The sequence below is a fragment of the Aeromonas jandaei genome, from assembly GCF_037890695.1.
Lineage (GTDB): Bacteria > Pseudomonadota > Gammaproteobacteria > Enterobacterales > Aeromonadaceae > Aeromonas > Aeromonas jandaei.
Genome location: NZ_CP149571.1, coordinates 109121 through 135859, shown reverse-complemented (window position 1 = coordinate 135859; position 26739 = coordinate 109121). Strand labels below are relative to the sequence as shown.

21 protein-coding genes are annotated in these 26739 nt (G+C 58.6%); 10 read left to right on the top strand and 11 right to left on the bottom strand.

What is annotated here, in order from left to right:
• Positions 1-18: 18 nt before the first annotated feature.
• On the top strand, positions 19-495 hold the full coding sequence (locus tag WE862_RS00635; RefSeq protein ID WP_005304871.1) for an Lrp/AsnC family transcriptional regulator: 477 nt from the start codon (positions 19-21) through the stop codon (positions 493-495).
• A 62-nt stretch (positions 496-557) separates the two neighbouring features.
• Here WE862_RS00635 and WE862_RS00630 read toward each other — a convergent pair whose 3' ends face one another.
• Positions 558-875 (bottom strand): hypothetical protein, encoded by a 318-nt coding sequence (locus WE862_RS00630; RefSeq protein ID WP_041210257.1) that lies wholly within the window; start codon positions 873-875, stop codon positions 558-560.
• A gap of 305 nt (positions 876-1180) precedes the next feature.
• Here WE862_RS00630 and WE862_RS00625 point away from each other — a divergent pair, with 305 nt between their 5' ends.
• Together WE862_RS00625 and chrA are read left to right on the top strand one after the other, a co-directional pair.
• Entirely contained in the window at positions 1181-1636 is a 456-nt protein-coding gene (locus WE862_RS00625) for an NUDIX hydrolase (RefSeq protein WP_339058684.1), read from the top strand.
• Positions 1637-1708: 72 nt separating this feature from the next.
• The gene (gene chrA, locus WE862_RS00620; protein WP_042030417.1) at positions 1709-2857 is read left to right on the top strand and encodes a chromate efflux transporter; all 1149 of its coding nucleotides are present in this window, start codon (positions 1709-1711) and stop codon (positions 2855-2857) included.
• A gap of 316 nt (positions 2858-3173) precedes the next feature.
• Here the strand turns inward: chrA and msrB are convergent, their stop codons facing one another.
• The 4 genes from msrB to malQ form a co-directional block, all read right to left on the bottom strand.
• Positions 3174-3560, bottom strand: a complete 387-nt coding sequence (gene msrB / locus WE862_RS00615; RefSeq protein WP_033113220.1) for a peptide-methionine (R)-S-oxide reductase MsrB — start codon at positions 3558-3560, stop codon at positions 3174-3176.
• Between the two features lie 68 nt (positions 3561-3628).
• Positions 3629-5785: a glycogen debranching protein GlgX gene (glgX, locus tag WE862_RS00610; RefSeq protein ID WP_042030419.1), complete on the bottom strand. Its 2157-nt coding sequence runs from the start codon at positions 5783-5785 to the stop codon at positions 3629-3631.
• Complete coding sequence (gene glgB, locus WE862_RS00605; RefSeq protein ID WP_042030422.1) at positions 5785-7962, bottom strand: 1,4-alpha-glucan branching protein GlgB; 2178 nt, start codon at positions 7960-7962, stop codon at positions 5785-5787. The genes glgX and glgB overlap by 1 nt, the downstream gene beginning before the upstream one ends.
• An 82-nt stretch (positions 7963-8044) precedes the next feature.
• Positions 8045-10234 carry a 4-alpha-glucanotransferase gene (malQ, locus tag WE862_RS00600; protein ID WP_042030424.1) on the bottom strand — a complete coding sequence of 730 codons (2190 nt, stop codon included), beginning with the start codon at positions 10232-10234 and terminating at the stop codon, positions 8045-8047.
• Positions 10235-10581: 347 nt separating this feature from the next.
• Here malQ and gap point away from each other — a divergent pair, with 347 nt between their 5' ends.
• Both gap and WE862_RS00590 read left to right on the top strand, forming a co-directional pair.
• Positions 10582-11577, top strand: coding sequence for a type I glyceraldehyde-3-phosphate dehydrogenase (gene gap, locus WE862_RS00595; protein WP_033113224.1), 996 nt, complete (start codon positions 10582-10584; stop codon positions 11575-11577).
• 85 nt (positions 11578-11662) lie between these two features.
• Complete coding sequence (locus tag WE862_RS00590; RefSeq protein WP_042030425.1) at positions 11663-12529, top strand: D-hexose-6-phosphate mutarotase; 867 nt, start codon at positions 11663-11665, stop codon at positions 12527-12529.
• A gap of 70 nt (positions 12530-12599) precedes the next feature.
• On the opposite strand, the gene nadA is transcribed toward WE862_RS00590, so the two are convergent.
• Positions 12600-13673 (bottom strand): quinolinate synthase NadA, encoded by a 1074-nt coding sequence (nadA, locus tag WE862_RS00585; RefSeq protein ID WP_042030426.1) that lies wholly within the window; start codon positions 13671-13673, stop codon positions 12600-12602.
• Between the two features lie 142 nt (positions 13674-13815).
• Between nadA and WE862_RS00580 the strand changes: the two genes are divergently transcribed.
• The gene (locus tag WE862_RS00580; protein ID WP_042030429.1) at positions 13816-15921 is read left to right on the top strand and encodes a methyl-accepting chemotaxis protein; all 2106 of its coding nucleotides are present in this window, start codon (positions 13816-13818) and stop codon (positions 15919-15921) included.
• Between the two features lie 61 nt (positions 15922-15982).
• On the opposite strand, the gene WE862_RS00575 is transcribed toward WE862_RS00580, so the two are convergent.
• Both WE862_RS00575 and WE862_RS00570 read right to left on the bottom strand, forming a co-directional pair.
• Positions 15983-16438, bottom strand: a complete 456-nt coding sequence (locus WE862_RS00575; RefSeq protein ID WP_042030430.1) for an NfeD family protein — start codon at positions 16436-16438, stop codon at positions 15983-15985.
• The gene (locus WE862_RS00570) at positions 16435-17355 is read right to left on the bottom strand and encodes an SPFH domain-containing protein (RefSeq protein WP_339058745.1); all 921 of its coding nucleotides are present in this window, start codon (positions 17353-17355) and stop codon (positions 16435-16437) included. The genes WE862_RS00575 and WE862_RS00570 overlap by 4 nt, the downstream gene beginning before the upstream one ends.
• A 198-nt stretch (positions 17356-17553) precedes the next feature.
• Here WE862_RS00570 and cysG point away from each other — a divergent pair, with 198 nt between their 5' ends.
• From cysG to cysC, 4 genes are all read left to right on the top strand, one after another.
• Positions 17554-18990 (top strand): siroheme synthase CysG, encoded by a 1437-nt coding sequence (cysG, locus tag WE862_RS00565; protein WP_042030431.1) that lies wholly within the window; start codon positions 17554-17556, stop codon positions 18988-18990.
• Positions 18991-19087: 97 nt separating this feature from the next.
• Positions 19088-19996 (top strand): sulfate adenylyltransferase subunit CysD, encoded by a 909-nt coding sequence (gene cysD, locus WE862_RS00560; RefSeq protein ID WP_042030433.1) that lies wholly within the window; start codon positions 19088-19090, stop codon positions 19994-19996.
• A gap of 12 nt (positions 19997-20008) precedes the next feature.
• The gene (gene cysN / locus WE862_RS00555) at positions 20009-21436 is read left to right on the top strand and encodes a sulfate adenylyltransferase subunit CysN (RefSeq protein WP_042030434.1); all 1428 of its coding nucleotides are present in this window, start codon (positions 20009-20011) and stop codon (positions 21434-21436) included.
• Positions 21437-21604: 168 nt separating this feature from the next.
• Positions 21605-22195, top strand: coding sequence for an adenylyl-sulfate kinase (gene cysC, locus WE862_RS00550; RefSeq protein ID WP_042030435.1), 591 nt, complete (start codon positions 21605-21607; stop codon positions 22193-22195).
• A 301-nt stretch (positions 22196-22496) separates the two neighbouring features.
• On the opposite strand, the gene WE862_RS00545 is transcribed toward cysC, so the two are convergent.
• From WE862_RS00545 to WE862_RS00535, 3 genes are all read right to left on the bottom strand, one after another.
• Positions 22497-23864, bottom strand: coding sequence for a reverse transcriptase domain-containing protein (locus WE862_RS00545; RefSeq protein ID WP_042030523.1), 1368 nt, complete (start codon positions 23862-23864; stop codon positions 22497-22499).
• The gene (locus WE862_RS00540; RefSeq protein ID WP_156128684.1) at positions 23864-24409 is read right to left on the bottom strand and encodes an SLATT domain-containing protein; all 546 of its coding nucleotides are present in this window, start codon (positions 24407-24409) and stop codon (positions 23864-23866) included. Before WE862_RS00540 ends, WE862_RS00545 begins: the two co-directional genes overlap by 1 nt.
• Positions 24410-24972: 563 nt before the next feature.
• On the bottom strand, positions 24973-26601 hold the full coding sequence (locus tag WE862_RS00535; protein ID WP_042030436.1) for a methyl-accepting chemotaxis protein: 1629 nt from the start codon (positions 26599-26601) through the stop codon (positions 24973-24975).
• Positions 26602-26739 lie beyond the last annotated feature (138 nt).

The following is a 26739-nucleotide window of genomic DNA, read 5'->3' as shown; positions in this document are numbered from 1 at the left end:
TGCAACGAGGAAGGGGTAATGCTGAAACTGGATCGCATAGACAGACACATTCTGGAACTGATGCAGGAGAATGGCCGCATCAGCAATCTCGAACTGGCCGAGCTGGTGGGGCTCTCGCCGTCACCCTGCTCCCGTCGGGTCAAGGCGCTGGAGGATGCCGGTCTCATCGACACCCACGTCACCCTGCTCAATGCCCGCCAGCTTGGTCTCACCCTCACCGCCTACATTCATATCTCTATGGACCGCCACACGCCGGAGCGGTTCGAAAACTTCGACCGTGCCATCAGCGAGCTGCCCGAAGTGCTCGAGTGTGACCTCATCACCGGCAACGATGCCGACTACCAGCTCAAGGTGGTGGTGCGCGACATGGAGCACTACCAGCACTTCCTGCTGGACAAGCTGACCCATATTCCGGGGGTGACCGGGGTGCGCTCCAGCTTCGTGCTGCGCCGCATCAAGCACAAGACGGCGCTGCCGCTCAACCACCTCGGCTAACGGCGGGGCGACCAAAGCAAAAGAGGAGGCCAATGCCTCCTCTTTGTTTAACCGGTTGCCGGTCAGACGGCCACTTCGCGGACCTGCTCCACCTGCAGCAGCCAGCCGCTCTGATCCTGTTGCGGTGCCCCGCTCACCCGCAGCCGTTCGCCGGCGGGCACCCAGGCCCCGTCGGGCAGGGAGACCTGCAGACTCTCGCTGCCGTTGTCGAACAACCAGCGATTTTCGCCAAGCGATTCAATCAGATAACCTTCCATCTCCACTCTGGATCCGGTTTGCCAGGATGGCGCAACGGAATCACGGCTCTCGATGAAATCCCCCTGAACACCAAAACTGGCTAGCCCCCACAGAATGGAGAGCCCGACCAATGATGACTCCATCTTGTCTCTCCTCTTTTGGAACTGTGGGGCCAGTATGGGAAGAGAAAACTGAGCGCTCTATGAACAAAACCGTAAAGTGGAACCGGGATCGCTAAAAAATCGATATCCGGTACCACTTTCGTCATTTTATGGCGCAGAGATCACACTCTCTGGCGGCTTGCTCCGTGGCGGCGGTCGTTGTTGGCGTATCTCTCTGCGGGCCGTTTTTGCGGTTTATGGCGTGCAGCGCCTCCGGCAGGCTTGTCCTGCCCGTTTATCCGGCCTAAGGTAGGCCGTTTTCATTGCGCCATTGAGGAGGCTTGCTCATGTCCACCCCCTATCCCCGCGTCGGTGTCGGCGTCATCCTGACCAACCGCGACGGTCTGGTGCTGCTTGGCAAGCGCAAGGGGAGCCACGCCCCCTACTGGTTCATCCCGGGTGGTCATCTCGAGCTGGGGGAGAGCTTCGAATCGGCGGCGATCCGCGAGGTGGCCGAAGAGACGGGGCTGGCGATCAGCGCGCCCGAGGTGGTGGCGGTGACCAACAATCTGGAGACCTGGCGCGAGAGCGGCCTGCACTATATCTCGGTGACCCTGCACGCCCGGGCCGATGGCGAACCGCAGCTGCTGGAGCCGGAGAAGTGCGAGGGGTGGGTCTGGTGCGATCCGCGCGCGCTGCCCGAGCCCCATTTCGATGCCAGCCGTCAGTCGATCGCCTGCTGGCTGGCGGGGCGCAGCTATCTGCCGGGAGATGTGGCCATGGTGTCGGGCGGATCAGTCTGATTGTCATAAAAAGATCATCGCGCTGTCATATTATCTCCTCTCCATCGGCGTGAAAGGGACGGGAGCAGCAGCGTGGGCGAGGTCTTTTGGCGGTTTTTGTGGTTGGGATGCGTCAGTTTTGGCGGCCCGGCCGCCCATATCGGGTATTTCCAGCGCACATTTGTCCAGCGCCTGGGCTGGCTGGAGCAGGGCGAATTTGCCCGCCTGCTGGCGCTCTGCCAGCTGCTGCCGGGGCCAGCTTCCAGCCAGCTGGGCTTTGCCATCGGCCGCCATCGTGCCGGCCTTGGCGGGGCGCTGGCAGCCTTTGTCGGCTTTACGCTTCCCTCTTTTATCCTGCTGCTGGCGGCAGCCCTCGGGATAGCGCTGGTGGGCAGCAACCTCTGGCTGGCGAGCGCCCTGCACGGCCTCAAGCTGCTGGCGCTGATCGTGGTGGCCGATGCCGTGCTCGCCATGAGTCGCCAGTTCTGCAGCAACCGCTTGGCTCAGGGGATCATGGTGGCGACCGCCGCCGCGCTCTGGTGGCAACCCGGTTTGCTGACCCAGCTGGGGATGCTGGCGCTCGCCGCGCTGCTCTCGGCCCGCTTCCAGCGCGGGGAGGAGAGACAAGAGGCTGCCGAGTCACAAGCTGTCACCACCAGCCAACCAAACTGGCTGCTTCTGCTGCTCTTTGCCACCCTCTTCTTCGGCCTGCCGCAGCTGGGTGGCCCCCTCGGCCAGCTGGTGGCCGACTTCTATCGCGCCGGAGCTCTGGTCTTTGGTGGTGGCCACGTGGTGCTGCCGCTGCTGGCCGAGAGCGTGGGTCACACCCTCAGCGAGCAGCAGTTCCTGACCGGCTACAGTCTGGCCCAGCTGGTGCCGGGCCCCATGTTTACCCTTGCCACCTACCTTGGCGCCCAGCTGTTGCCCGGGACGCCGCTGCTCGGGGCCTTGGCGGCGACGCTGGCGCTCTTTGCGCCCGGCTTTCTGCTGCTCTGGGCGGTGGGCCCTTGCTGGCAGCAGTGGCTGGCGCGACCCCGTCTGGCGGGGGCCGTCGCTGGCATCAATGCCGCCGTGGTGGGTCTCTTGCTGGCAGCGCTCTATCAGCCGGTGTGGCAGAGCGCCGTGCTGGCGCCCAGAGATCTGGCGCTGGCCGCCATCGGCTTGTATCTGCTGCGGGTGGTGAAGCTGCCGGTGCCGGCTATCGCAGGGTTGCTGGTGCTGGCGGCTCTGTTGCAGGCGTGACGGGGATTTTCCCTGCTGCGTTTTCAATGGATGCCGCTTGGCGTTTTGCTGTTAATCGCTCATAGCGGATCGGGCGCTGGCCTGTGGCAGCTGCCGACATGCCGCGAAAGGCGAGGGAGGCTGTGACTGGCTTGGCATAAGGAAAAATTGGGTCATGCAGCCAAAATCCATAAATCAAATTTATAGTGTCGGCTTGGCGGTGCGGCAGGCGTTGAGTGCGGTGATCGCCGCTTACAGAGAGCCCCCTCCGATGCTGTCAGGCAGATAAAAAACGGCGCCTCCATGATGGAGGCGCCGTTTTTTTATCTGGTCGGGCTCAGGCGTCCGGCTCGAAGTCGAGGCTCAGGCTGTTGACGCAGTAGCGCTGGCCGGTATCGGTCGGCCCGTCGGGGAAGACGTGCCCGAGGTGGGAGCCGCACTGGCTGCAGGTGATCTCCACCCGCTTCATGCCGTGGCTGTTGTCCTCGGTGTAGGTCACGGTTCCCTCGATGGCGCGGTCGAACGAGGGCCAGCCGCAGCCGGAGTCAAACTTCGCATCCGAGTGAAACAGCACGCTCTTGCAGCAGACACAGAGGTAGTCGCCACTCTTGCGATTGTGGAGCAGGGCGCCGCTGTAGGGGCGCTCGGTGCCCTTCTCCCAGCAGACATGAAACTGCTCGGCGCTCAGTTTGCTGCGCCACTGTTCCGGGTTGTTACTGCTCATACCGACTCCTTGCCATCAATAACGGAGCCCAGCATAGCGGCTCCGTAAAGCTGACTCCAGCATGCTTGTTATGGTTTGCCCGGATCTGTGATCGGGGTTTCAGCCATATCCGCACTGGATGCCGGCAGCAGCGCCTGCTCCGGCGGCTGGGCATCCTCAGCCGTGCAGGCCAGTGCCACCCGCTCCAGCAGTTTGAGGGAGTGGGCGCGGCCGACCGCCACCTGCCGCTTGATATCGTCGGGCAGGAACGGCAGCCCGTCGTTGGTGGCGGTGTCGATGGTCTGGATCCACTCCAGCCCTTCCCCCGGCGGCGGCAGGCGGAACTGGATATCGTAGTCGCTGGCGTTGAACAGCACGTACCAGCGCTCGCCGACGCAGTTGATCATGCCGATATCCATGGCAAACGCCTGCCCCATGGGGGCGTGCCAATCCTGATCGGTGAGCTGGTGGCCATCCGGGTGATACCAGTTGACCTGATGGCAGCTGGTGGCGGTGCCGTGCCAGCTGTCATCGCTCAGTTGCAGGTTGGAGAAGACAGTGGACTCCGCCCGCAGCGCCATCATCTGTTGGGTGAAGGCGAACAGCCGCTCATCCTCCGGCCGCCACTGCCAGTTGACCCAGCTGATCTGGTTGTCCTGACAGTAGGCGTTGTTGTTGCCAAGCTGGCTGCGCCCCATCTCGTCGCCGGCAAGGAAGTGCGGGGTGCCTTGCGACAACAGCAGGGTGGCGATCAGGTTGCGCTTCTGCTGCTGGCGCAGGTTGTTGATGCGCGGATCCAGGGTCGGCCCCTCGACGCCGTGATTGCTGGAGAGGTTGTTGCCGTGGCCGTCGCGGTTATCCTCGCCGTTGGCCTGATTGTGGCGCTGGTTGTAGGAGACCAGATCCTCCAGGGTGAAACCGTCGTGATAGCAGAGGTAGTTGACGCTGGTGTGGGGCGAGCGCCAGTTCTTCGGGAAGAGATCCCGCGAGCCGACCAGCCGGGTGGCAAAGTCGCCCATCTTGCCCGCATCGCCGCGCCAGAAGGAGCGCACCGTGTCACGGTAGCGGTCGTTGATCTCCAGCCACTGGCTCGGGAACTGGCCGAGGCGATAACCGAAGGGGCCGATATCCCAGGGTTCGGCGATGAGCTTGACCTGTGACAGCACGGGGTCGGCCATCACCGCCTTGAAGAAGGCGCCCATGGGGTCGAACTCGCCCGCTTCGCGGGCCAGCGTCACCGCCAGATCGAAGCGGAAGCCATCCACCTGCATCTCGGTCACCCAGTAGCGCAGGGCATCGAGCACCAGTCGCAGGGTGTTGGGGTGATCCAGATTGACGCTGTTGCCACAGCCGGTGACGTTGGCGTGACGGGTGTAATCGGGGCCGTGGGAGCCCGCCTCGAAGGCGTAGTAACCGGCGTTGTCAAAGCCCTTGAAGGAGAGCATGGGGCCGTCGAAGCCCGACTCGGCGGTGTGGTTGTAGACCACATCCAGAATTACCTCGAGCCCGGCCCGGTGCAGCTCGCGCACCATGGTCTTGAACTCGGTCACGGCATCGTCTTGTCTGGTGCCGTAACGGGGCTCGGGGGCGAAAAAAGCGATGGGGTTGTAGCCCCAGTAGTTGGTCAGTCCCAGCTCTTCCAGCCGGGGCTCCGACATGAAGGCGGCCACCGGCATCAGCTGCAGCGAGGTGATGCCGAGGGACTTCATGTGTTCGATCATCAGCGGGTGGCTGATGCCAAGATAGGTGCCCTGCAGCTCCTTGGGGATCCCCGAGTGCTGGCGGGTAAAGCCCTTGACGTGGGCTTCGTAGAGAATGGTGCGCGAGTGGCAGATGGCCGGTTTGCTCACCCCCTGCCAGTCAAAGGCGTCATCCACCACCAGCGACTTGGCGATCATGGCGGCGCTGTCACCCTGATAGAGGGCCTTGTCCCAGTAGGTGGGGCGGCTCACCGCCCGGGCATAAGGGTCGATCAGCAGCTTTTGCGGGTCGAACAGCATCCCCTCCTGGGGGATGCCATAAACCCGGTAGCCGTAGCGCTGGCCGGCTTGCACGCCGCTTACATAGCCAAAGCGATACTGGCCGCGGCGGCCGGGCAGCTCGAGGCGCGCCAGCTCCTGCTCCTGTTCGTCGAACAGACAGAGTTCCACCTTGTCCGACTGGGGAGCCCAGACGCAGAAGTTGCAACCGTTCTCGTCAAGACGGGCCCCCAGCGGGTAGCCCGACCCTTTTTCCATTACCAGCATCAGGACTCCTGTTTGATGAACAAGGTCGCCAGTGGCGGCAGATCCAGCACTATGCTGTGTGCCATCCCCTGCCAGGGGGTCGGCTCGGCCGCAAAGACCAGACCCACATCATAGTTGCTGCCCCAGTAATACTCGCTGTCGGTATTGAGCACCACCCGATAGTGGCCCGCCGCCGGTACGCCAATCCGGTATTCGATGCGCGGCACCGGGGTGAAGTTGCACGCCACCATGATGGCCTGTTTACCCTCTTTGTCGGCCCGCAGCCAGGCAAAGATGCTGTTGTCGGCATCGTTGTGATCCAGCCAGCGGAAGCCGTTCTGCTCATAGTCCGCCTGATACAAGGCAGGCTCATGACGGTAGAGGTGGTTGAGGTCGTGGATCAACCGCTGCTGGCCGCCGTGCTTGGGATATTGCAGCAGGTGCCAGGGCAGCTGGGCATCGTGGTTCCACTCGTTGCTCTGGGCAATTTCGGTGCCCATGAAGTTGAGCTTCTTGCCCGGGTGGCCGTACATAAAGCCCATGTAGGCGCGCAGGTTGGCGGCCTGCTGCCACTCGTCGCCCGGCATCTTGTAGAGCATGGAGTGCTTGCCGTGCACCACCTCGTCGTGAGAGAGCGACAGGATGAAGTTCTCGTCATAGTGGTAAACCATGGAGAAGGTCATGTCGTTGTGGTGGTAGCGACGGTGGATCGGCTCTTTCTGCATGTAGGTGAGGGTGTCGTGCATCCAGCCCATGTTCCACTTGAAGCCAAACCCCAGGCCGCCGAGGAAGGTGGGACGGGAGACCCCGGCAAAGGCGGTGGACTCCTCGGCGATGGTCATGGCGTGGGGGTACTTGCGATAGACCTCCTCGTTGGTCCACTTGAGCAGGCTGATCGCCTCGTAGTTGTGGTTGCCGCCATCGACGTTCGGTACCCACTCGCCGGCATTGCGCGAATAGTCCAGATAGAGCATGGAGGCGACCGCATCCACCCGCAGACCGTCGATATGGAACTTGTCGAGCCAGAACAGGGCGCTCGCCACCAGGAACTGGCGCACTGTGTTGCGGCCGAAGTCGTAGATGTAGGAGTTCCAGTCCGGGTGCCAGCCACGGCGCGGATCTTCGTACTCGTAGAGCGGGGTGCCGTCGAAACGGGCCAGCCCGTGAGCGTCGGACGGGAAGTGGGCGGGTACCCAATCCAGAATGATGCCGATCCCGGCCTGGTGGCACTGGTCAACGAAGTATTTGAAATCATCAGCGGTGCCGTAGCGGCTGGTGGGAGAGAACATGCCCACCGGCTGATAGCCCCAGGAACCGCTGAAGGGGTGCTCGGAGACCGGCAGCAGCTCGATGTGGGTGTACTCCATCTCCTTGATGTAGGCGACCAGCTCCACCGCCAGCTCGCGCCAGCTCAGGCTGTCGCCGTTGGGGTGACGCTTCCAGGAGCCGACGTGCAGCTCATAGATGGAGAGCGGCTGCTCGCGCTTGTCGTTGAGCTGGCTCTCGCGCCAGGCGGCATCCTGCCACTGGTACTGATCGTGGTCATAAACCACAGAGGCGAATGAGGGATACTGCTCGCAGTAGAAGCCGACCGGGTCGCTCTTGTGCGGCAGCCGGTTGCCCATGGGATCCTTGAGCTCGAACTTGTAGCGATCCCCGGCCTTGATGCCCGGCACGAACAGCACCCAGTGGCCGCACTGGCTGCGCTCCATCGGGTGGCGACGGCCATCCCAGAAGTTGAAATCGCCGATCAGGCTCACCGAGGTGGCGCTCGGCGCATAGACCGCAAAACGGACCCCTTCCACCTGCTGACCGAGATGCTCCACGGTGCGCAGCTGGGCGCCAAGGGTGTGGTAGAGGTTTTCCGGCTGGGCGGTCAGTTCGGCCAGGCCTGCCCAGGCGGCATCCTGAAACTGGTAGGGATCGATGACTTCGGCAGTCGCTTCTGCGTAACTGACGAGCAACTGGTAGGGGAAGGCGTTCTTGCGGCGGGTGAAAACAGTTTCAAAAAGACCCGATTCATCGGTGGGCGCCAGGGTGGCAACAACTTTGCCCGACTTGAGATCCTTGACGCGAACTTCAACGGCATCAGGCAACCAGGCAGTCAGTTTGAGGCCGGGCCCATCCGGATTGGCCTGCAGGCCTAAGTGTGAGAAGGGATCGGAACAGCGGGCAGCAACCAAACGTTCAACGAGCATCGAGATTTCCTTTCATGACAGAGCGTCCGCTCCGGCCTGAGCCGGAGCGGATTTAGGTGAGTCGGCTGTAGCGGACAACCGCTCAACGACTGGCCTCATCACGGGCGCGGCTCATCTTGCCGGCCAGTGCCTTGAGTGCCTCATTGGCAAAAATATCTTCCAGGTCGGTGGAGAGCTTGCGGCGCCAGTTGGGGTATTCGTAACTGGTGCCCGGTACGTTGACCGGCTTGTCCATCTCCAGCCAGTCTTCCAGCTGGGTACTGAACAGGGCGCAGCTGCCACGGGACATGTGGATCTGCAGACCGTGGTTGAGTTCGGTATTCATACCGACCCAGTTCACGTCATGGCTGATGCTCTCGGGGATAACACCGTGGCCATGCAGGCTGTCGAGGATCCGCTGTTTGGCCTGGTGGCGATCAGCATACAGACTCTTCAGCACATCTTCATCTGGATACAAACCCAGTTGGCGGCCCAGCGCCAGATCATCGCAGTGCCAGAAGCCCTTGAGGGTTGGCATGTCGTGGGTGGTCAGGGCAGACATCGCCTGCTCGGCATAGTGAGCCGGGGAGATGAAGCCGCCATCGGCCTTGGAGCGCTCGAAGAAGAACACCTTGTAGGAGTGGACGCCGTTCTCCTTCAGGGTCACATCGATCCCCTCCGGCACGGTACCCAGATCTTCGCCGATCAGCAGGCACTGGTTGCGGTGGGACTCGAGTGCCAGGATGCCCAGCAGGTCGTTGACCGGATAGTAAATGTAGGCACCCTTGGCGGCGGACTCTCCGGGCGGGACCCACCACAGGCGCAGCAGCGCCATCACGTGGTCGATACGCAGTGCGCCGCAGGAGCGCATGTTGGCACGGAACAAGTCCACCATCGGCTGGTAGGCCGCTTCGAACAGCTTGTTCGGGTTCATCGGGGGCAGACCCCAGTTCTGACCGAGCGGGCCGAGGATATCGGGCGGCGCACCGACTGAGGCTTTCGGGCAGTAGAGATCCTGGTTGGCCCAGATCTCGGTGGAGCCTTCGGAGACGCCCACCGCCAGATCGCGGTAGATCCCCATCACCATGCCGGCAGCCTTGGCGCGGGCATCGGCTTGCGCCAGCTGCTCGTCGGCCAGGAATTGCAGGTAGAGGTAGAAGTTCACATCCTGCTGGTGTTCGGCCATCCACTTGGCAACGGCGGGATTGTGGTAGTTGCGGAACTGCTCCGGCCATACCGGCCAGCCCCAGGCATTCTCGCCTTTGCCATAGAAATAGGCTTGCAGGGCATCGAACGCAGCCTGCTGCTGCAGGCTGTCGCCACCGGCGGCGACGAAGGCATCGAAGGCGGCCTGACGTTCGGCGCTCAGGGTGGCGTCGTCGAACACCTGACGCAGCATGCCAATCTTGGTCTCGATGACGCCGGTGTAATCGACGTTCTCTTTGGCGCGCAGATCGGCCAGATGCTGCTGGAAGGCAGGGCTCGCCACGTCAGCTTTCAGGCGCGCATTGCTCTGGAATTCGGGCACCGCTTCCACATTGATGTAAGCCACGTTGAGCCAGCGACGGGAAGAGGGGCTGTAGGGGCTGGCACTCTCCGGGTTGGCCGGATAGAGGGCGTGGATGGGGTTGAGGCCGACGAAGTGGGCACCCCAGTCGGCCGCTTTCTCGACCAGCTGGCCGAGATCGCTGAAATCGCCGATACCCCAGTTGTGGCGGCTGCGCAGGCAGTAGAGCTGCACGCTCGGGCCCCACACCTTGCGACCATTGGCGATAGGCGCCTGTTTGTAGCACGCCTTGGGTGCAACGATGAGGCGCATGGTGGCCAACGGCTCGTCGTTGCCATCTTCCAGCAACACCAGCTCGTGATAACCCAGTTCAGGGGCCATCTCCAGCGTCACGCGGTAGGCGTGGCACTCCATCTCTTCAAATTCGGCCACGCCAACCAGCTCGCCCTCGATAGGGGTGAACTGGCCGGAGAGCTCGCCGCCCTGCTCCAGCTTGAGCTGCCAGGTGAGGGCGTCATTGACGAATTCGATGGGGAGGCGTACTTCGAGCGTGACGGCGTCACCGGTGCGAACCACCATGACGGGATCCAGCGCTCGCAGCCAGTGCTGGCGATGTTCCTCTTCCAGCTGCTGCATCAGGGCTGCTTCGTCATCGACGCGATAGCCCATGGCGCCCAGCATGGCGGCCTTGCTCTCTTCGGATACCTGAGCCGGCTGGCCCCAGGCATCGACATACTCGCTGGCAATGCCTTTTGCGGCAGCCAGCTGTTCAATCAGGGTGGTCATAGTTTGAGAATTCCCGCTGTGGATTCTATCTATACTATTTTGTTTGATTTTTATGGGGTGGTACTTGAACAGTGGCTCTATGGGCCATGCTAAACCGCGCACATTTTTACATATCCATCATCACGGTTGTGTGACGTGGCAGGCACTATTGTCGATCTCCGGGCGATGCAACAACTGACCTCTTTTTCGACAAAACGTGGTAATCAGTTACATAAACAGAAAATAAATTTCACAGTTTTTCATGATATAGCGCAATTTCAGACAGAATGTTGGTTGACTCACCAGAGAGTTCTAGTAAATTTACAAGCGGAATTTTCTTTGACTACTGAACAGTTAGGTAACTAAATATGACTATCAAAGTAGGTATTAACGGTTTTGGCCGTATCGGTCGTTTCGTATTCCGTCTGGCTTGCGAGCGTTCTGACATCGAAGTTGTTGGTATCAACGACCTGATCGATGTTGACTACATGGCTTACATGCTGAAGTACGACTCTACCCACGGTCGTTTCAAGGGTACCGTTGAAGTTAAAGACGGCAACCTGGTTGTAAACGGCAAAACCGTACGTGTTACCGCTGAGCGTGACCCGGCCAACCTGCGTTGGAACGAAATCGGTGTTGACGTTGTTGCTGAAGCTACCGGTCTGTTCCTGACCGACGAGACTGCTCGCAAGCACATCGCTGCCGGTGCCAAGAAAGTTGTTCTGACTGGCCCGTCCAAAGACGCGACCCCGATGTTCGTAATGGGCGTTAACCACGCTACCTATGCTGGCCAGGACATCGTTTCCAACGCTTCCTGCACCACCAACTGCCTGGCTCCGATCGCTAAAGTACTGAACGACACCTTCGGTATCGAATCCGGTCTGATGACCACCGTTCACGCTACCACTGCTACCCAGAAGACCGTTGATGGTCCGTCTGCCAAAGACTGGCGCGGTGGCCGCGGCGCGGCTCAGAACATCATCCCGTCCTCTACCGGTGCTGCCAAGGCTGTTGGCGTAGTTATCCCGGAACTGAAAGGCCTGCTGACCGGTATGGCTTTCCGTGTTCCGACTCCGGACGTGTCTGTTGTTGACCTGACCGTTAACCTGAAGAAAGCTGCCACCTACGCAGAAATCTGCGAAGCGATGAAAGCTGCTTCCGAAGGCTCCATGAAGGGCGTTCTGGGCTACACCGAAGACGAAGTTGTATCTACCGACTTCCTGGGTGAGCGTCAGACCTCCGTATTCGACGCCAAAGCTGGTATCCAGCTGACCGACAAGTTCGTTAAAGTTGTATCCTGGTACGACAACGAAATGGGCTACTCCAGCAAAGTTCTGGACCTGATCGCTCACATCACCAAGTAATTTGGGATGCGCAATCGCGTAGCTTGAAAAAGGCGGCCATGGGCCGCCTTTTTGTTTTCCGGTTTCCCTGATGACAGGAGTCCTCATGCAATCCATTCGTCCCCTGACAGCCAGCTGCCAGCTCGCCAACAATGCAGCCGGCCTGCCCGTTCTCACCGTCAACAACGACTATGCCAAGGCCGAGATCAGCCTGTTTGGTGGTCACGTGCTCACCTATCAGCGCCATGGTGAGCCAGCCTCCATCTGGTTGAGCGACAAGGCGGTGCTGGATGGCAGCAAGCCGATCCGTGGCGGAATTCCGCTCTGCTGGCCCTGGTTTGGCCCGGCGCCGGCCCGTGTCGGTAGCGGCAAGCCCTCCCACGGTTTTGCCCGCACCACCCTCTGGATGCTGGACGGGGTCTCCGACCATGCCGACGGCACGCTCGTCCATCTCTCTCTGCGCGACAGCGACGCCACCCGTGCCCTGTGGGATCACGCCTTCGAGCTGGAGCTGGATGTGCTGGTCGGCAAGGAGCTCTCGCTGGTGCTGACCACTCGCAATACCGGCAGCCAGCCGCTGGTCTATAGCGGTGCGCTGCACACCTATTTGCAGATCAGCGCACCGGAGGCGGTGAGCGTCACCGGCCTTGGCGAGCCTTATGCCGACAAGCTGACCGCTCTGAATGGCCAGCAGCAGGGGGCGTTGACCCTGAACGGGCCGCTGGATCGGGTCTACTGGCAGCCTGAGGCACTGGTAAGCGTGAAGGATGGCGAGCGCGAGATCCGGGTGGTAAGTGGCAACCATGACAGCACAGTGGTCTGGACCCCCTGGCTGGAAGGGGCTACCGCCATGGCCGACATGAGCGATGACGGCTATCGCACCATGCTCTGCGTCGAAGCTGCCATTGCTGGCGATGCGGGGGTGACCGTAGCACCGGATGAGGAGCACAGCTTCTCTACCGTGATCATCTGAGCAGGATGAGGTTCAGCTAAATAAAGAGGGCTCCCGCGGGAGCCCTCTTTGCATCTCGTTATCCCGGCAATCAGGCGTTGCCCTGGGTTTTCAATTTGAGTTCGGCGGCGAAATTGAGCATGCGGTCGAGCGGGATGAGGGCCTTAACCCGCAGCGCTTCATCGACATGGATCTCGTGGCGCTCGGCACCATCGGTGAGCGCTTCCTTGATCGCCACCAGACCGTTCATTGCCATCCAGGGGCAGTGGGCACAACTGCGACAGGTGGCGCCATCACCACCGGTCGGGGCCTCCACCATCTCTTTCTCCGGACAAGCCTGCTGCATCTTGTAGAAGATGCCCCGGTCGGTCGCCACGATCAGCTTCTGCTGGGGCAGCTCTTTGGCTGCCTTGATCAGCTGGCTGGTGGAGCCGACCGCATCGGCCAGCTCGATCACCGAGGCGGGGGATTCCGGGTGAACCAGCACGGCAGCGTCCGGATTCTGCTCTTTCAGCTCGCGCAGGGCGCGGGCCTTGAACTCGTCGTGGACGATGCAGTGCCCCTGCCAGCGCAGCATCTGGGCGCCGGTCTTCTTCTCGATATAGGCACCCAGATGGCGATCCGGACCCCAGATGATCTTGTGACCCAGACTGTCGAGGTGTTCGACGATCTCGAGCGCGATGCTGGAGGTAACGACCCAGTCAGCCCGCGCTTTGACCGCAGCCGAGGTATTGGCGTAGACCACCACGGTATGATCCGGGTTGGCATCGCAAAACGCTGAGAACTGCTCGATGGGACAGCCCAGATCGAGCGAGCATTCGGCCTCCAAGGTCGGCATCAGCACCCGCTTGTGGGGGCTCAGGATCTTGGAAGTTTCGCCCATGAAGCGCACCCCGGCGACGATCAGGGTCTGCGCCTCGTGATCGCGGCCAAAACGGGCCATCTCCAGCGAGTCACCAACAAAACCGCCGGTGGCTTCGGCCAGTGCCTGGATCTCGGGATCCGTGTAGTAGTGGGCTACCAGCACCGCCTTGCGCTCCTTGAGCAGTGCCTTGATCTCTGTCGTCAGGGCGGCTCTCTGCTCGGCACTCAGGGGCTGCGGTTTGGCCGGAAAGGGGTAGTCCATTTCGACTACCGGTGGGATACTGCTCAGTGCATTGCTCATTTGCGACTGTTCCATCAACGCTCGGGAAGGCAAAAATTATAACCAGAAGCCGGCTGCAAACCCATCAACAAATCGGGTGAGTGGCAAGTAGGGGAATATACTCAACTTATTCGTTGTTACTCTTGCCATAAGGAGTTGCTGCATGAAACAACGTTCGCTCAAGTTCAAGCTCTTGTGTCTGACCATGGGGCTCTTTCTGCTCACCGGGTTGGCCATGACCTTGTTGCAATCGGCCTCTTTCAGCTCTCTTCGTACCATGGTGATGACCCAGACCAGCGATGCGCTGGAGCAGGAGGTCTCCCACAGCCTGCAATATCAGGCTGAGCGCTATGCCATCCAGATCTCCTCTCTGATGCAGAACTCCTACCAGGTCCCCCTGACGGTCACTGCCCAGATTGAAGCGGCCATGGCCAAACCGGAACAACGTCTCTCACGGCCACAGGTGGAGTCGCTGCTCGGCAGCAGCTTGCAGCAGGCGAGCGGGATCAGCTCCATCTATGCCCAGTTTGAACCGAACGGCTACGATGGCGAGGATGCCAACTGGGTGGCCGGAGCCAGCCACTCGGTGGCGGGCAAGGGGAGCCTGGAGGTTTACTTCACCAAGGATCAGGGTGGCGCCGTTACCCAGCAGCCGATCGATGCGGCTGCCAGCGAGGCAAAGTTCGATACTTCCCTCAACGAATTCGGTATCCGCAACAGCGAGTGGTATCTCTGTGGCCGCGATACCCGCCAACCCTGCCTGATGGAGCCCTACCTCTACGAGATAAGCCCGGGCAACAAGATGCTGATGACCAGCCTGACCGTGCCTGTTCTTCATGACGGCAAATTTGTTGGTCTGACCGGGGTCGATATGAACCTGCCCATCTTCCAGCAACTGGCCGAAACGCTGGGCAAGAGCCTTTATGACAACAAGGCGGATGTCACCATTGTCAGCAAGATGGGGTTGATTGTGGGCAGCAACCGCTACGCCAACAAGCTGGGTCGCCCGCTCAAGGAGGTGGGCCTTGCCCTGCCGACCGGCCAGCCGGTCAGCAGTGACAGTGACTTTATCCTCGAGCAGCCGATCCGGGTCGATGTCGCCAATGCCCAGTGGTGGCTGATGATCAAGGTGCCCAAGGCGCTGGCGCTGAGCAAGGCGCGCAGCATCAGTAACGATCTGGGCGCCCTGCTGCAGGATGCCCAGCAGCAGCAGGTGATGGCCATGGGAGTCATCACGCTGCTGGTGCTTGGCCTGCTGATCTGGTTCATCCAGACCATTACTGCGCCGCTGGCTCTGATCAGCCGTCACGTTTCTCACCTCTCCAGCAATGAAGGGGACCTGACCCAGAAGATCGAGATTGATACCCACGCAGAACTGATAGAGCTGGGAAGGCATCTCAACGCCTTCCTTGGCAAGCTGCGCGGCATGGTACAGAGCAGCAAGGAGATAGGCCAGCAGGTCAACGATCAGGCCAGAGGCATGAAGCAGACTGCCAACACCATGCGCCAGAGTCTGGATGAACAGCATCTGGAGCTGGAGAGTGTGGTCAGTGCCATGCACGAGATGAGCACTACCGCGGTCAGCGTCGCAGGCTATGCCGAGCAGGCTGCCGAGGAGTCGGAGGCTGCGACCCATCACATCAACAGTGCCCAGCAGACCTTGAGCAATGCGCGGCAGGAGATCCATACCCTGGTTGAGGATATGCACGAGGCTGACAAGGCGGTGGCACTGGTGGCCCAGCGCAGCGCCAATATCAGCCGGATCCTCGATGTGATCCGTGCCATCGCCGAGCAGACCAACCTGCTGGCTCTGAACGCCGCCATCGAGGCTGCCCGGGCTGGCGATATGGGGCGCGGTTTTGCCGTGGTGGCGGACGAGGTGCGGGCACTGGCGACCAAGACAAGGGCGTCAACCGACGAGATAGGTCAGTTGATTGGTAGCTTGCAGGCCGAGGTGAACAGTAGCCAGCGCCTGATGAATACGGGCATCGAGCGCTCCAGCTCTACCGTGCAGGGTACCGAGCAGGCATTCGAGGCGCTCAATCTGGTCGTCTCCCAGATCCAGCAGATCCACGACCATATCAGTCAGGTGGCTACGGCTGCCGAACAGCAGAGTGCCGTCAGCGACGACATCAACCAGAATCTGATGCGTATTGGCGACACCGCCAACGTGATTGGTCAGGAGGCCAATGCCAGCCATCGGCTCAGCGAAACGCTGGAGCAAGCGGCAACGGCGCTCGCCAGCCAGCTGGATCGGCTGCGCACTTGATGGAAATAGAAGGCAAACAAAAGCCCGCGATATCGCGGGCTTTTTTATGGCTTGCAGGCGGTCAGGAGAGCGGTTCAACCAGCAGGATATGGGAGTCGGCTCCCACCACCCTGACTTGGGTGCCTGCCGGCAGTGGCTGGCTGCAGCGCACCGTCCAGACCGTATCGTCCAGATGTACCCGGCTGGTGCCCTGCACGACATCATCGATCAGGGTCAGCTCGCGGCCCAGATAGCTCTGCATCCGCTCGTTGATGGGGGCGGCAGCATCGTTGCCGGAGCGATCCCGGTTGTGTTGCCAGCGCCACCAGACCCAGGTGGTGAGCAGGGATTGCAGGGCGAACAGCAGCAGTTGTGCCTGCCAGCCGAAGGGCCAGACCAGCAGTAGCAGGCCCACCTCCAGCGCGGCGATGCCGGTCCAGAGCAGAAAACCCACCGACCCCAGCACCTCGATGGCCAGCAGCACGAAGCCGAGCCCCAGCCAGTGCCAGTGGGTCAGCCCCTCGAACAGGGCTGTCATGACTTGCCGCCCTTGCCATCCTTGAACAGCTCGGCCATGCCGGCCACGGCGCCAATCAGGCTGCCCGCTTCCAGCGGCATCATCACCACCTTGCTGTTGGCACCTTCACCGATGCGGGCCAGCGCTTCGGTATATTTCTGGGCCACGAAGTAGTTGATGGCCTGCAGATCCCCTTCGGCGATGGCCTTGGAGACCATGTGGGTCGCTTTGGCTTCTGCCTCGGCGGCCCGCTCGCGCGCTTCGGCGGCGAGGAAGGCGGCCTGACGCTCACCCTCGGCCTTGAGGATCTGGGACTGTTTCTCACCTTCCGCTTTCAGGATCTTGGACTGGCGCACCCCTTCGGCTTCCAGTACCTCGGCCCGTTTCTGGCGCTCGGCCTTCATCTGGGCGTTCATCGCTTCGACCAGCGCCAGCGGCGGGCGCACATCTTTAATCTCGATGCGGGTCACTTTGATGCCCCAGGGGGCGGTGGCGGCATCCATGGTGCGCAGCAGCTTCTCGTTGATGGTATCGCGCTGGGAGAGCATCTCGTCCAGCTCCATGGCGCCGAGCACGGTGCGCATATTGGTCATGGTGAGGTTGCGGATGGCGCTGGTGAGATCGTTGACCTCGTAGCCCGCTTTGCGGGCATCCACCACCTGCACAAAGCTGATGGCGTCGATGGTAACGTTGGCGTTATCGCGGGAGATCACCTCTTGTGCCGGGATGTCCAGCACCTGCTCCATCATGATGATCTTGTGGCCGACCCGATCCACATAGGGGATCAGCAGGTTGAGGCCCGGGGTCAGGGTGCGGGTGTAGCGGCCGAAGCGCTCGACAGTCCAGTTGAAGCCCTGTGGCACTATCTTGATGCCGGCACTCAGGGTTGCGATGACCAGAAATACAAAAATCCCTAGCACAATCAATGATTCGTTCATCATTAAGCTCCTTATGAAACACAGTCCATAGCCTAGGGTTTGCCCTTTGGCACTACAAGCGACTTTCGCTCTCTTTAGTCAGTAAATGGCTTTGCTAATTACCAAAGTGTCTTAAAAAGCATTTTTTATTATTTTGAGGGATAAGTGGCCCTGCCTATAGTCGCCCCATATTAGTCGTATTCCGAGGGATGGGTCGAAATGGATTATTTGCCGATGTTTGCCAAGTTGGACGGGCGCCCGGTGCTGCTGGTGGGCGGGGGCGAAGTGGCCCTGCGCAAAGCGCGCCTGCTGCTGGCGGCCGGTGCCAGACTGACCATCGTCTCCCCGGAGCTTGAACCCGAATTCACGGAATTTTCCGGTCGTTTTACCCATCTGGCCGAGCGCTTCACTCCGGCCCATCTGGCAGGCCAGATTTTGGTGGTGGCGGCGACCGACAACCTCGAAGTCAATGCCCTCGTTTATCAGAGTGCCAACCAGCTGGGTCTGTTCGTCAACGTGGTGGATGACCCCAAGCGCTCCAGCTTTATCTTCCCCTCGATCATCGATCGCTCGCCGCTGATGGTGGCGGTCTCCAGTGGCGGCAAGGCGCCGGTGCTGGTGCGCCTGCTGCGCGAACGGCTGGAGAGCCTGCTGCCGCGCCATCTTGGTGGGCTGACCGAGCTCTCCGGCCGGGTCCGTGACAAGGCCAAGCGGGTGCTCTCCTCGATTTCCGATCGTCGCCGCTTCTGGGAGCGCGCCTTTGCCTCCAACACCCTCGCCAGCCTGATTGAAAAAGAGGATTGGCAAGGTGCCGAGCAGTGGCTGAGCGATGGCCTCGACCAGGCGAAAAGCGAAGTGGGCGAGGTGGTGTTGGTCGGCGCGGGGCCCGGTGATCCGGGCCTGTTGACCCTCAAGGCGCTGCAACAGATTCAACAGGCTGAAGTGGTGCTCTACGACCAGCTGGTCTCCGCCGAGATCCTCGATCTGGTGCGCCGCGACGCCACCCTGGTGTCGGTCGGCAAGAAGGCGGGTGCCCACAGCGTGCCGCAGGAGGAGACCAATCGCCTGCTGGTGGACTACGCCAAGGCGGGCAACCGGGTGGTGCGGCTGAAAGGGGGCGATCCCTTCATGTTTGGCCGTGGTGGCGAGGAGCTGGAAGTGCTGGCCGATGAAGGTATCCCCTTCTCGGTGGTGCCCGGTATCACGGCTGCTGCCGGTGCCACCGCCTATGCCGGTATTCCGCTGACTCACCGTGATTACGCCCAGAGCGCCGTCTTTATCACAGGTCACTGCCAAAAAGAGGGTAAGGAGCCCGACTGGCAGCAGCTCGCTGCCACCAGTCAGACCCTTGTCATCTACATGGGGCTGATGCGCTCCGAGCATATCCAGCAGCAGTTGGTGGATCACGGTCGAAGCCAAGCCACTCCCATCGCCATCATCGAGCGAGGAACCACATCCCGCCAGCGGGTGTTGACCGGCACTCTGGCCGATTTGGCCGAGTTGGCCAAACAGGCGGTGAGCCCGTCGCTTATCGTCATCGGCGAAGTTGTCGCCCTGCGCGAGCGGCTCGCCTGGTTTGGGGAGCAGAGTGGCGAGCGGCTTCGCGCTAACCCGGATCTCGATGGCTGCGACCTCAAGCTGGTGCAGCTGGCCTGACCCAGAAAGAGCTATTTGATGCGGCTGCCGGTGCGGCCGCGCACTGAACCACCAAGCGCCCCGATCAGGCGCATAAGCAATGACCCGAGGGACCAACATGGATCGTGAAAGATTGACCCACTTGCAGCAGCTGGAAGCCGAGAGCATCCACATCATCCGCGAGGTGGCTGCCGAATTTGAAAACCCGGTGATGATGTACTCCATCGGCAAGGACTCCTCCGTCATGCTGCATCTGGCCCGCAAGGCCTTCTATCCGGGCAAGATCCCGTTCCCCTTGCTCCATGTCGACACCGACTGGAAGTTCAAGGAGATGATCACCTTCCGCGACGAGACCGCCAAGAAGTACGGGCTGGATCTGATCGTCCACAAGAACCCGGAAGGGCTCGCCATGGGCATCAACCCCTTCGTCCACGGCAGCGGCAAGCACACCGACATCATGAAGACCGAGGGGCTCAAGCAGGCGCTCAACAAATATGGCTTCGACGCCGCCTTCGGAGGAGCCCGTCGCGACGAAGAGAAGTCCCGCGCCAAGGAGCGGGTCTACTCCTTCCGTGACAAGTCTCACCGCTGGGATCCGAAGAACCAGCGCCCCGAGCTGTGGCGCGTCTACAACAGCCAGGTCAACAAGGGGGAGAGCATCCGAGTGTTCCCGCTCTCCAACTGGACCGAACTGGATATCTGGCAATACATCTATCTCGAGAACATCGACATAGTGCCGCTCTACTTCGCGGCCCATCGCCCGGTGGTGGAGCGCAACGGCATCAAGATCATGGTGGATGACGATCGCATGCCGCTCACCGCCGAGGATGAGGTGAAGCAAGAGCTGGTGCGCTTCCGCACCCTCGGTTGCTACCCGCTGACCGGAGCCATCGAATCCGCTGCCACCACCTTGCCGGAAATTATTGAAGAGATGCTGCTCACCACCTCGAGCGAGCGGCAAGGGCGGCTGATTGACCACGATCAGGCCGGCTCCATGGAGCAGAAGAAGCGTCAGGGATATTTCTAAGGAGTCGTCAGCATGAACAGCCATATTCAGACCGCCATCACCGAACAGGGTATCGAAGCCTATCTGCACGCCCAGCAGCACAAGAGTCTGCTGCGTTTTCTCACCTGCGGCAGCGTGGATGACGGCAAGAGCACCCTTATCGGTCGCCTGCTGCACGACTCCCAGCAGATTTATGAAGATCAGCTCAAAGCGCTGGAGTCCGACAGCCAGAAGCTCGGCACCACCGGCGAGAAGCTGGACTTGGCGCTGCTGGTGGATGGCCTGCAAGCGGAGCGCGAGCAGGGCATCACCATCGATGTGGCCTACCGCTATTTCTCCACCGCCAAGCGCAAATTTATCATCTCGGATACCCCGGGCCACGAGCAGTACACCCGCAACATGGCCACCGGCGCCTCCACCTGCGATCTCGCCATCATATTGATCGATGCCCGCAAAGGCGTGCTGGATCAGACCCGCCGCCACAGCTTTATCGCCAGCCTGCTCGGCATCAAGCAGTTCGTGGTGGCGGTCAACAAGATGGACCTGGTGGAGTTCAGTCAGGAGGTGTTCGAGCGCATCAGTGCCGACTACCGCGAGTTCGCCAAGAAGCTCAGCGTCGACACCATCCATATCGTGCCGGTCTCGGCGCTGGACGGCGACAACGTGGTCAACCCAAGCGACAAGCTGGCCTGGTATCAGGGGGAAACCCTGCTTGCGCTGCTGGAGTCTGCGGAAGTGGAGCGCGAGCTGGAGCGCCATCCGGTGCGCCTGCCGGTGCAGTATGTGAACCGCCCCAACCTAGATTTTCGCGGCTTCGCGGGGACGCTCGCCTCCGGCATCCTGCGGGTCGGCGACCGCCTCGCTGTGCTGCCGTCCGGCAAAGAGAGCACGGTAACCCGCATCGTCACCTTCGACGGCGATCTGGAGTACGCCCTGCCGGGTCAGGCCATCACGGTCACCTTCGCCGACGAGATCGACATCAGCCGCGGCGACCTGCTGGTGGATGCAGCCAACCGTCCGCAAGTGACCCAGAACCTGCTGGCCCACATCGTCTGGATGGGGGAGGAGTCCCTGCAACCGGGCCGGGTCTACGACGTCAAGCTCGCCACCAAGAAGAGTCGCGGTCAGGTGGAGGCTATCCGCCACCGCATCGAGATCAACAAGCTCGACGAGCTGCCCGCCAGCGAGCTCAAGCTCAACGAGATCGGCCTGTGCGAGCTGAGCCTGACCGACCCGGTGGCGTTCGACTCGTATCAGGAGATCCGCGACACCGGCAGCTTTATCCTGATCGACCGGCTGAGCAACGTCACCGTCGGCGCCGGCATGATAGTGGAAGGCCTAGCCGCGAAAGCGGTAAAAGGGCACTACAGCGAGTTTGAAATCGAGCTCAATGCGCTGGTGCGCAAGCACTTCCCCCACTGGCAGGCGCTGACCATCGGCAACGACAGCGGCAAGTCATAGCGCCAGGTGCCTCTCCCTTGGGAGAGGCAAATATTCCCTCTCCCTCTGGGAGAGGGTTAGGGTGAGGGGCCTGATCCCGCCGAGGAAAAGAGGGGGCAGGGAGTGTTCCCTCTCCCTTGGGAGAGGATCAGGTGAGGGGCAGGATTGCGCCGAAAAGAAGGAGTCTGGATGAATAACGTTGTGTGGCACCAGCATGCGGTGAACAAGGCCAGCCGGGCCGAGGCCAAGGGGCAGCGACCACTGGTGATCTGGTTTACCGGGCTGTCGGGGGCAGGCAAATCGACTCTGGCGGGGGCGCTGGAGCAGGCGCTGGCCGCCGAGGGCAAGCACACCTATCTGCTGGATGGTGACAATGTGCGCCATGGCCTGTGCGGCGATCTCGGTTTCGATGATGCCGCGCGGCAGGAGAATATCCGCCGGGTCGGCGAGGTGGCAAAACTGATGGTGGATGCGGGCCTGATCGTGCTCACCGCCTTTATCTCGCCATTTCGTGCCGAGCGGGCGCTGGTGCGCAGTCTCCTGGGCGAAGGGGAGTTTGTCGAGGTGTTTGTCGATGCGCCGCTCGCCGTCTGCGAAGAGCGCGACCCCAAGGGGCTCTACAAAAAGGCGCGGGCAGGGGAAATTCGCAACTTTACCGGTATCGACTCCGCCTACGAGGCCCCCGAGCAGCCGGAGATCCATCTGCTGAATGCCGGTAAACCGGTCGCTGCGCTGGTGGATGAGTTGCTGACCGCCCTGCGGCAGGGGAACTACCTGTAGTTGGATCGGAAGAACCTATAACAAGCGCCCGTCAGCCGTTAAGTTGGCCATCACAGGCGCTGCTGGACTGGTGGCTGCCACTATAAGTAAAAGTTGGGTCATTATCGGAAAACCCATAAATCCAGCTTATAGTGGCACCGACGAGTCTTGAGCCACCCCAAGGCGGTTGATAGCAACCCCGCAAAGGGATCTTCCGATCCTTGCTTATATCGCTGCGGGGTTATTCGCGATTGTCCGAATACGCTGCGCTATTCGAACCTATGGTTTGAAACCAATCCCGCTCCAATTTGGGGACTCGTTATTAATATGCAGATTGAATATCTTTTTCTAGCTCTGCGATAATATGTTTAATTCTTAATTTGAACAGCCTATTAATCTCATCATTACTTCTGGCTCCAATTCTTTCTTCGCCCAGATATGTCTCGAGGATTTTCCTTTTTTCTGTCACCGTTAACTTATCAAAGTTTATTATATATTTGTGATCGTCTTTGTTTTTTATTTTTGCTTCAAGGTATGCTTTCGATATTTTTTTAAAGTGGACGTCGGGTATTTTGAATCGTTTACAAAATGAGTGTACGAGTCTGTCTATTTTATATAATATCTCTTGGTCATTTATTTGTGAGAAATAAAATACCCAGCCTCGTCTTGAATCTTCGAATATACACCCGGTTAGACGTAAGTTAACTCTCCATTGGAGAATTTTCTTCAGCCTTTCTCTGTATTCAAGATGTTCACCTTCGATTTTTTCTACCTGATATTTGTAAGTTGTAAATAATTTGACGATCGATGACTCTAATTTTTGACGACTTTCTGATTTCACTGTCACTTTCGAGGGATGAAATTCATAACCTAAAAATGAGAATCTATTGTTTAGATTGTCTAGTTTTGATTTTGAACCTAGAGCTTCTATAGGGTGAGGTTCCAATCCCTCAGTAGTTAGTAATTCAAAGGTTGCTCTTAAAATCTCATGAGCATACTCCTCTTTGCATAGTATGAATATGTCATCTACGTATCTTTCGTAATGGATTCCTTCTATCTTTGATATTCTCTCGTCAATATCAATGAAGTATATGTCAGCCAAGATATTTGATATGGCAATACCCTGTGGTATTCCACATGTATTTTGTTTATTTCTATCTGGTGTAGGTAATGTTGCAGTTTTTAATGCGGATTCAATAAGGTTAAGGATTTGCTTGGAACGTATTCTTTTTGATAATTTAGCTAATAATTTTTCATGATGAATAGATGGATAAAAATTAGCTAGGTCGATTTTAATATAATGTGAATATGTACCTGTTTGTAAAGAACCTTTTATTCGTTCTATTTTTGTTTGAGGTATTTCTTGTTTTATTTTTTCTTTATACAATGCCTGTAAAAGTTCACATAGAACTTTTAGAGTTATTCGATCTCGTATTGTTGGGATTGAAATGCATCTAGGGTATTTGTTCGCTCCCTTAGAAATTAGCTTTTGTTTATAGGTGGTAAAATGATAGGTTTTATTTCTAATTTTTCTATGTATTACATCAATTTCATCATCAAGTCGTTTTGAAAAAGTGTGGTTATTTATTTTATCTAAACCAACAGCTGGTTTGTTTTTTATGTGGTTTTCATAAACTTGCGTAAGGTTTTTTTTGGATGTAAAACTTTTAAATAATTTGTAAGGTGTCATCACCATGCCCACCACAAACTAACTACAGGAATAATATACAGTGCAAGTATTGTTGTTTTTCTTTTGATTATGTAGATATAAATGTTAATAACCTCATGGCAGGATGCCTTTCTAGATGTGTCGTTCTTGCAATAAATAACACGGGCATAGAGGTCATCTAAATCAAGGTGGTTCTCACAATTCTTCAATAATTCAAAATATTCATCGGTTTGGATTGAACTTAACTGTTGTGTATTTGACGCATTAACTTTCTCATATAGGGCATGTAATGAAATGTAGTTATCTTTAAATGCCAAACCTCTACCTTTAAAATTAATACTGGTAATGAATGATGATAAAACTAATACTGCAACTGATAAAGCACATAAAATCACACCAGCCTTGCCATTAAATATGTCATCAACACCCAAATCTAAAATTGAAACGCAAACAACTAAAGATGAATAATAGATTAAAATGCATTGTGCATGAAAATCATTTTCCAGAAGACGCTCAGATGCTCTAATCCTTGCTTTTCGAGTAAACCAAATATTATTTATGTCCATATTTTTCTCTAATTAGATGTGGGGCTGTAAATAATTACAAGTTTAACACACTCAATTGAGTGTCTGAGTTAACAAATAGAGCGAATCTATTGTTTATTAGTAACACGTTTAAAAAACGTTTATTCCGAAGAATAACAGCCCCACGAATTTTGAATGTCTCATTTTCACAAATTCACGTCAAGCGTCTATCTCGTATGTTGGGCTTCGCAGCGCTCTGCGCCAACCTGCAAAAACCACGCTACCGCCCCTGAATTTCAGCCTCCAGTCTGCTGCATTTTACCTGTGTTTTGGCACTGGCTTGGTTCATGGCTGACTCCGACAAGGGGTTGCCAAGCGGCTATGTTACCGAACGGGGCTGGGGTGAAAAGCGCAAGCGAGCCATTTCCTGAGCAAGATCAATAAATTAATCAATAACGGATGGCGATGTGTTCGCACCAGAGCAGCCGCCCATCAGCGCAGGGGGAAATCGGGAGTATCGCCCTTTTGTTGGCAGACATTAAAAAACCACATGGGCCCAAGGGCCCATGTGGTTTTTCTGCGGTGATTGCTTGTTTTTATCTGGCTTAGCGAACCGGCACCACGCGGGCGGCTGGCATCTCGTAGCGGCTCTGGGTTGCCGGAGCGCCTTTCTGGAACTGGCGTACCAGACGGTTGAGGTCGCTCAGCTGGGTCACCAGCTGGGTGATGCCGTGGACGGCGTGTTGGCTGCCGACGCTGGAGTCATCGGCCAGGGTTTTGATGCTGAGCACGTTGCGGTTGATCTCGGCAGTGACGTGGGATTGCTCTTGTACTGCGTGGGCAATCTGGCTGCTGCCGGAGGCGACCTGCTGCAGCATGCTGTTGATTTGCTGCAGGATGGCGCCGGTGGCCGATGCCTTCTGCTGGCAGCTGTCCGCCAGCAGGCAGCCCTTCTCCATCGCCTGCTCTGCTTCGCCGGAGCTGTTCTGCAGCTCGGTGATCATCTTCTGGATTTCGCTGGTAGAGGATTGGGTCTTGATGGCGAGCGAGCGGATCTCGTCGGCGACCACCGAGAAACCACGGCCCGCCTCGCCAGCACGGGCGGCTTCGATGGCGGCATTGAGGGCCAGCAGGTTGGTCTGGTTGGCGATGTTGTTGATGACATCGAGGATGCCGTCGATATCGCGGCAGTGGCCGACCAGCGCGCTGATGACAGTTCTGGAGGTGGTCAGTTCGCTGTTCATGCCAGCGACGGCGGCGACGGTTTCGGTGACGCTGCTGTTGCCGCTCTTGAACAGGTCGGCGGTCTCGTCCAGCAGGCTGGAGGAGTCGGTCGAACTCTGTGAGACCTCGCGAATGGACTCGGACATCTCGGTGATGGCGGTCGCTACCTGATTGGTCTCGGCCTGTTGCTGCTGCAGGTTTTCGGTGATGGATTCGGCGTTGCGCAGATCCCCCTCGGCGGCTTGCAGGATCCGGCTGCAGGTCTGCTGGGTACGGGCCAGCACGGCGTTGAACTCGGCCTGATTCATCACCATCGAGAGCTCGATGGCGGCGATGTTGTCCACCTTGTTGGTGTAGAGCAGCTGCATCAGCGGGTTGTCAAAGCGGCTGCGGGCCATCTTGTTGAGCTTGCCGAGGCGGCGAGAGAGGGCGTTCAGGGTGATGGCGGCCACGGCCAGCGGAATGGCGGCCAGCGACAACTGCCAGCCCAGCGGGTTGGTGAAGGAGAGGCTGAGAATGGTCGCCAGACTCAGCAGCAGGCAGAGGTTGATAGCCAGGGTGTGGGAGAAGGTCGGCAGTTTCAGCGCCAGCGGCAGCTTGTTGTTGCGCAGGTCGGCATAGACCTTCTCGGCACGCTGCTTGATCTCTTCACTCGGCGCGGTGCGCACTGACTGGTACTCGACGACCCGACCATTGGCATCTTTGATCGGGGTGACAAAGGCGCTGACCCAGTAGTGGTCGCCATTTTTGCAGCGGTTCTTCACCGGCCCCATCCAGCTTTTACCTTCTTTGATGTGACCCCACAGGTCGCCAAAGGCCTGTTTCGGCATGTCCGGGTGGCGCACCAGATTGTGGTGTTCGCCCACCAGTTCGTCCAGCTGGAAGCCGGCAATCTCGCAGAACTCGTCATTGGCGTAAGTGATACGACTCTCCAGATCCGTGGTGGAGATGAGGCTCTGGTGTTCCGGATAGAGACGTTCGCGTTGGGTAACCGGTTGATTGACTCTCATGGCGTTGCTCCCGAACTATGGTGGTTGAATTTTGATCTACATCAAAAGTATCTGCAAAGGATGGGCCATGTTCCGTTTTTAATGATTTTTATGTCATTAAAGGGCTAGCGAGCGTGGTGGTGGGGATTTTGTTTTGCA

What these genes read in the sequence shown, in the direction of transcription:
- WE862_RS00635 (WP_005304871.1), top strand. Translation starts at nt 19, where the DNA reads ATGCTGAAACTGGATCGCATAGACAGACACATTCTGGAACTGATGCAG.
- WE862_RS00630 (WP_041210257.1), bottom strand. Translation starts at nt 875, where the DNA reads ATGGAGTCATCATTGGTCGGGCTCTCCATTCTGTGGGGGCTAGCCAGT.
- WE862_RS00625 (WP_339058684.1), top strand. Translation starts at nt 1,181, where the DNA reads ATGTCCACCCCCTATCCCCGCGTCGGTGTCGGCGTCATCCTGACCAAC.
- msrB (WP_033113220.1), bottom strand. Translation starts at nt 3,560, where the DNA reads ATGAGCAGTAACAACCCGGAACAGTGGCGCAGCAAACTGAGCGCCGAG.
- glgX (WP_042030419.1), bottom strand. Translation starts at nt 5,785, where the DNA reads ATGCTGGTAATGGAAAAAGGGTCGGGCTACCCGCTGGGGGCCCGTCTT.
- glgB (WP_042030422.1), bottom strand. Translation starts at nt 7,962, where the DNA reads ATGCTCGTTGAACGTTTGGTTGCTGCCCGCTGTTCCGATCCCTTCTCA.
- malQ (WP_042030424.1), bottom strand. Translation starts at nt 10,234, where the DNA reads ATGACCACCCTGATTGAACAGCTGGCTGCCGCAAAAGGCATTGCCAGC.
- gap (WP_033113224.1), top strand. Translation starts at nt 10,582, where the DNA reads ATGACTATCAAAGTAGGTATTAACGGTTTTGGCCGTATCGGTCGTTTC.
- WE862_RS00590 (WP_042030425.1), top strand. Translation starts at nt 11,663, where the DNA reads ATGCAATCCATTCGTCCCCTGACAGCCAGCTGCCAGCTCGCCAACAAT.
- nadA (WP_042030426.1), bottom strand. Translation starts at nt 13,673, where the DNA reads ATGAGCAATGCACTGAGCAGTATCCCACCGGTAGTCGAAATGGACTAC.
- WE862_RS00580 (WP_042030429.1), top strand. Translation starts at nt 13,816, where the DNA reads ATGAAACAACGTTCGCTCAAGTTCAAGCTCTTGTGTCTGACCATGGGG.
- WE862_RS00575 (WP_042030430.1), bottom strand. Translation starts at nt 16,438, where the DNA reads ATGACAGCCCTGTTCGAGGGGCTGACCCACTGGCACTGGCTGGGGCTC.
- WE862_RS00570 (WP_339058745.1), bottom strand. Translation starts at nt 17,355, where the DNA reads ATGAACGAATCATTGATTGTGCTAGGGATTTTTGTATTTCTGGTCATC.
- cysG (WP_042030431.1), top strand. Translation starts at nt 17,554, where the DNA reads ATGGATTATTTGCCGATGTTTGCCAAGTTGGACGGGCGCCCGGTGCTG.
- cysD (WP_042030433.1), top strand. Translation starts at nt 19,088, where the DNA reads ATGGATCGTGAAAGATTGACCCACTTGCAGCAGCTGGAAGCCGAGAGC.
- cysN (WP_042030434.1), top strand. Translation starts at nt 20,009, where the DNA reads ATGAACAGCCATATTCAGACCGCCATCACCGAACAGGGTATCGAAGCC.
- cysC (WP_042030435.1), top strand. Translation starts at nt 21,605, where the DNA reads ATGAATAACGTTGTGTGGCACCAGCATGCGGTGAACAAGGCCAGCCGG.
- WE862_RS00545 (WP_042030523.1), bottom strand. Translation starts at nt 23,864, where the DNA reads ATGACACCTTACAAATTATTTAAAAGTTTTACATCCAAAAAAAACCTT.
- WE862_RS00540 (WP_156128684.1), bottom strand. Translation starts at nt 24,409, where the DNA reads ATGGACATAAATAATATTTGGTTTACTCGAAAAGCAAGGATTAGAGCA.
- WE862_RS00535 (WP_042030436.1), bottom strand. Translation starts at nt 26,601, where the DNA reads ATGAGAGTCAATCAACCGGTTACCCAACGCGAACGTCTCTATCCGGAA.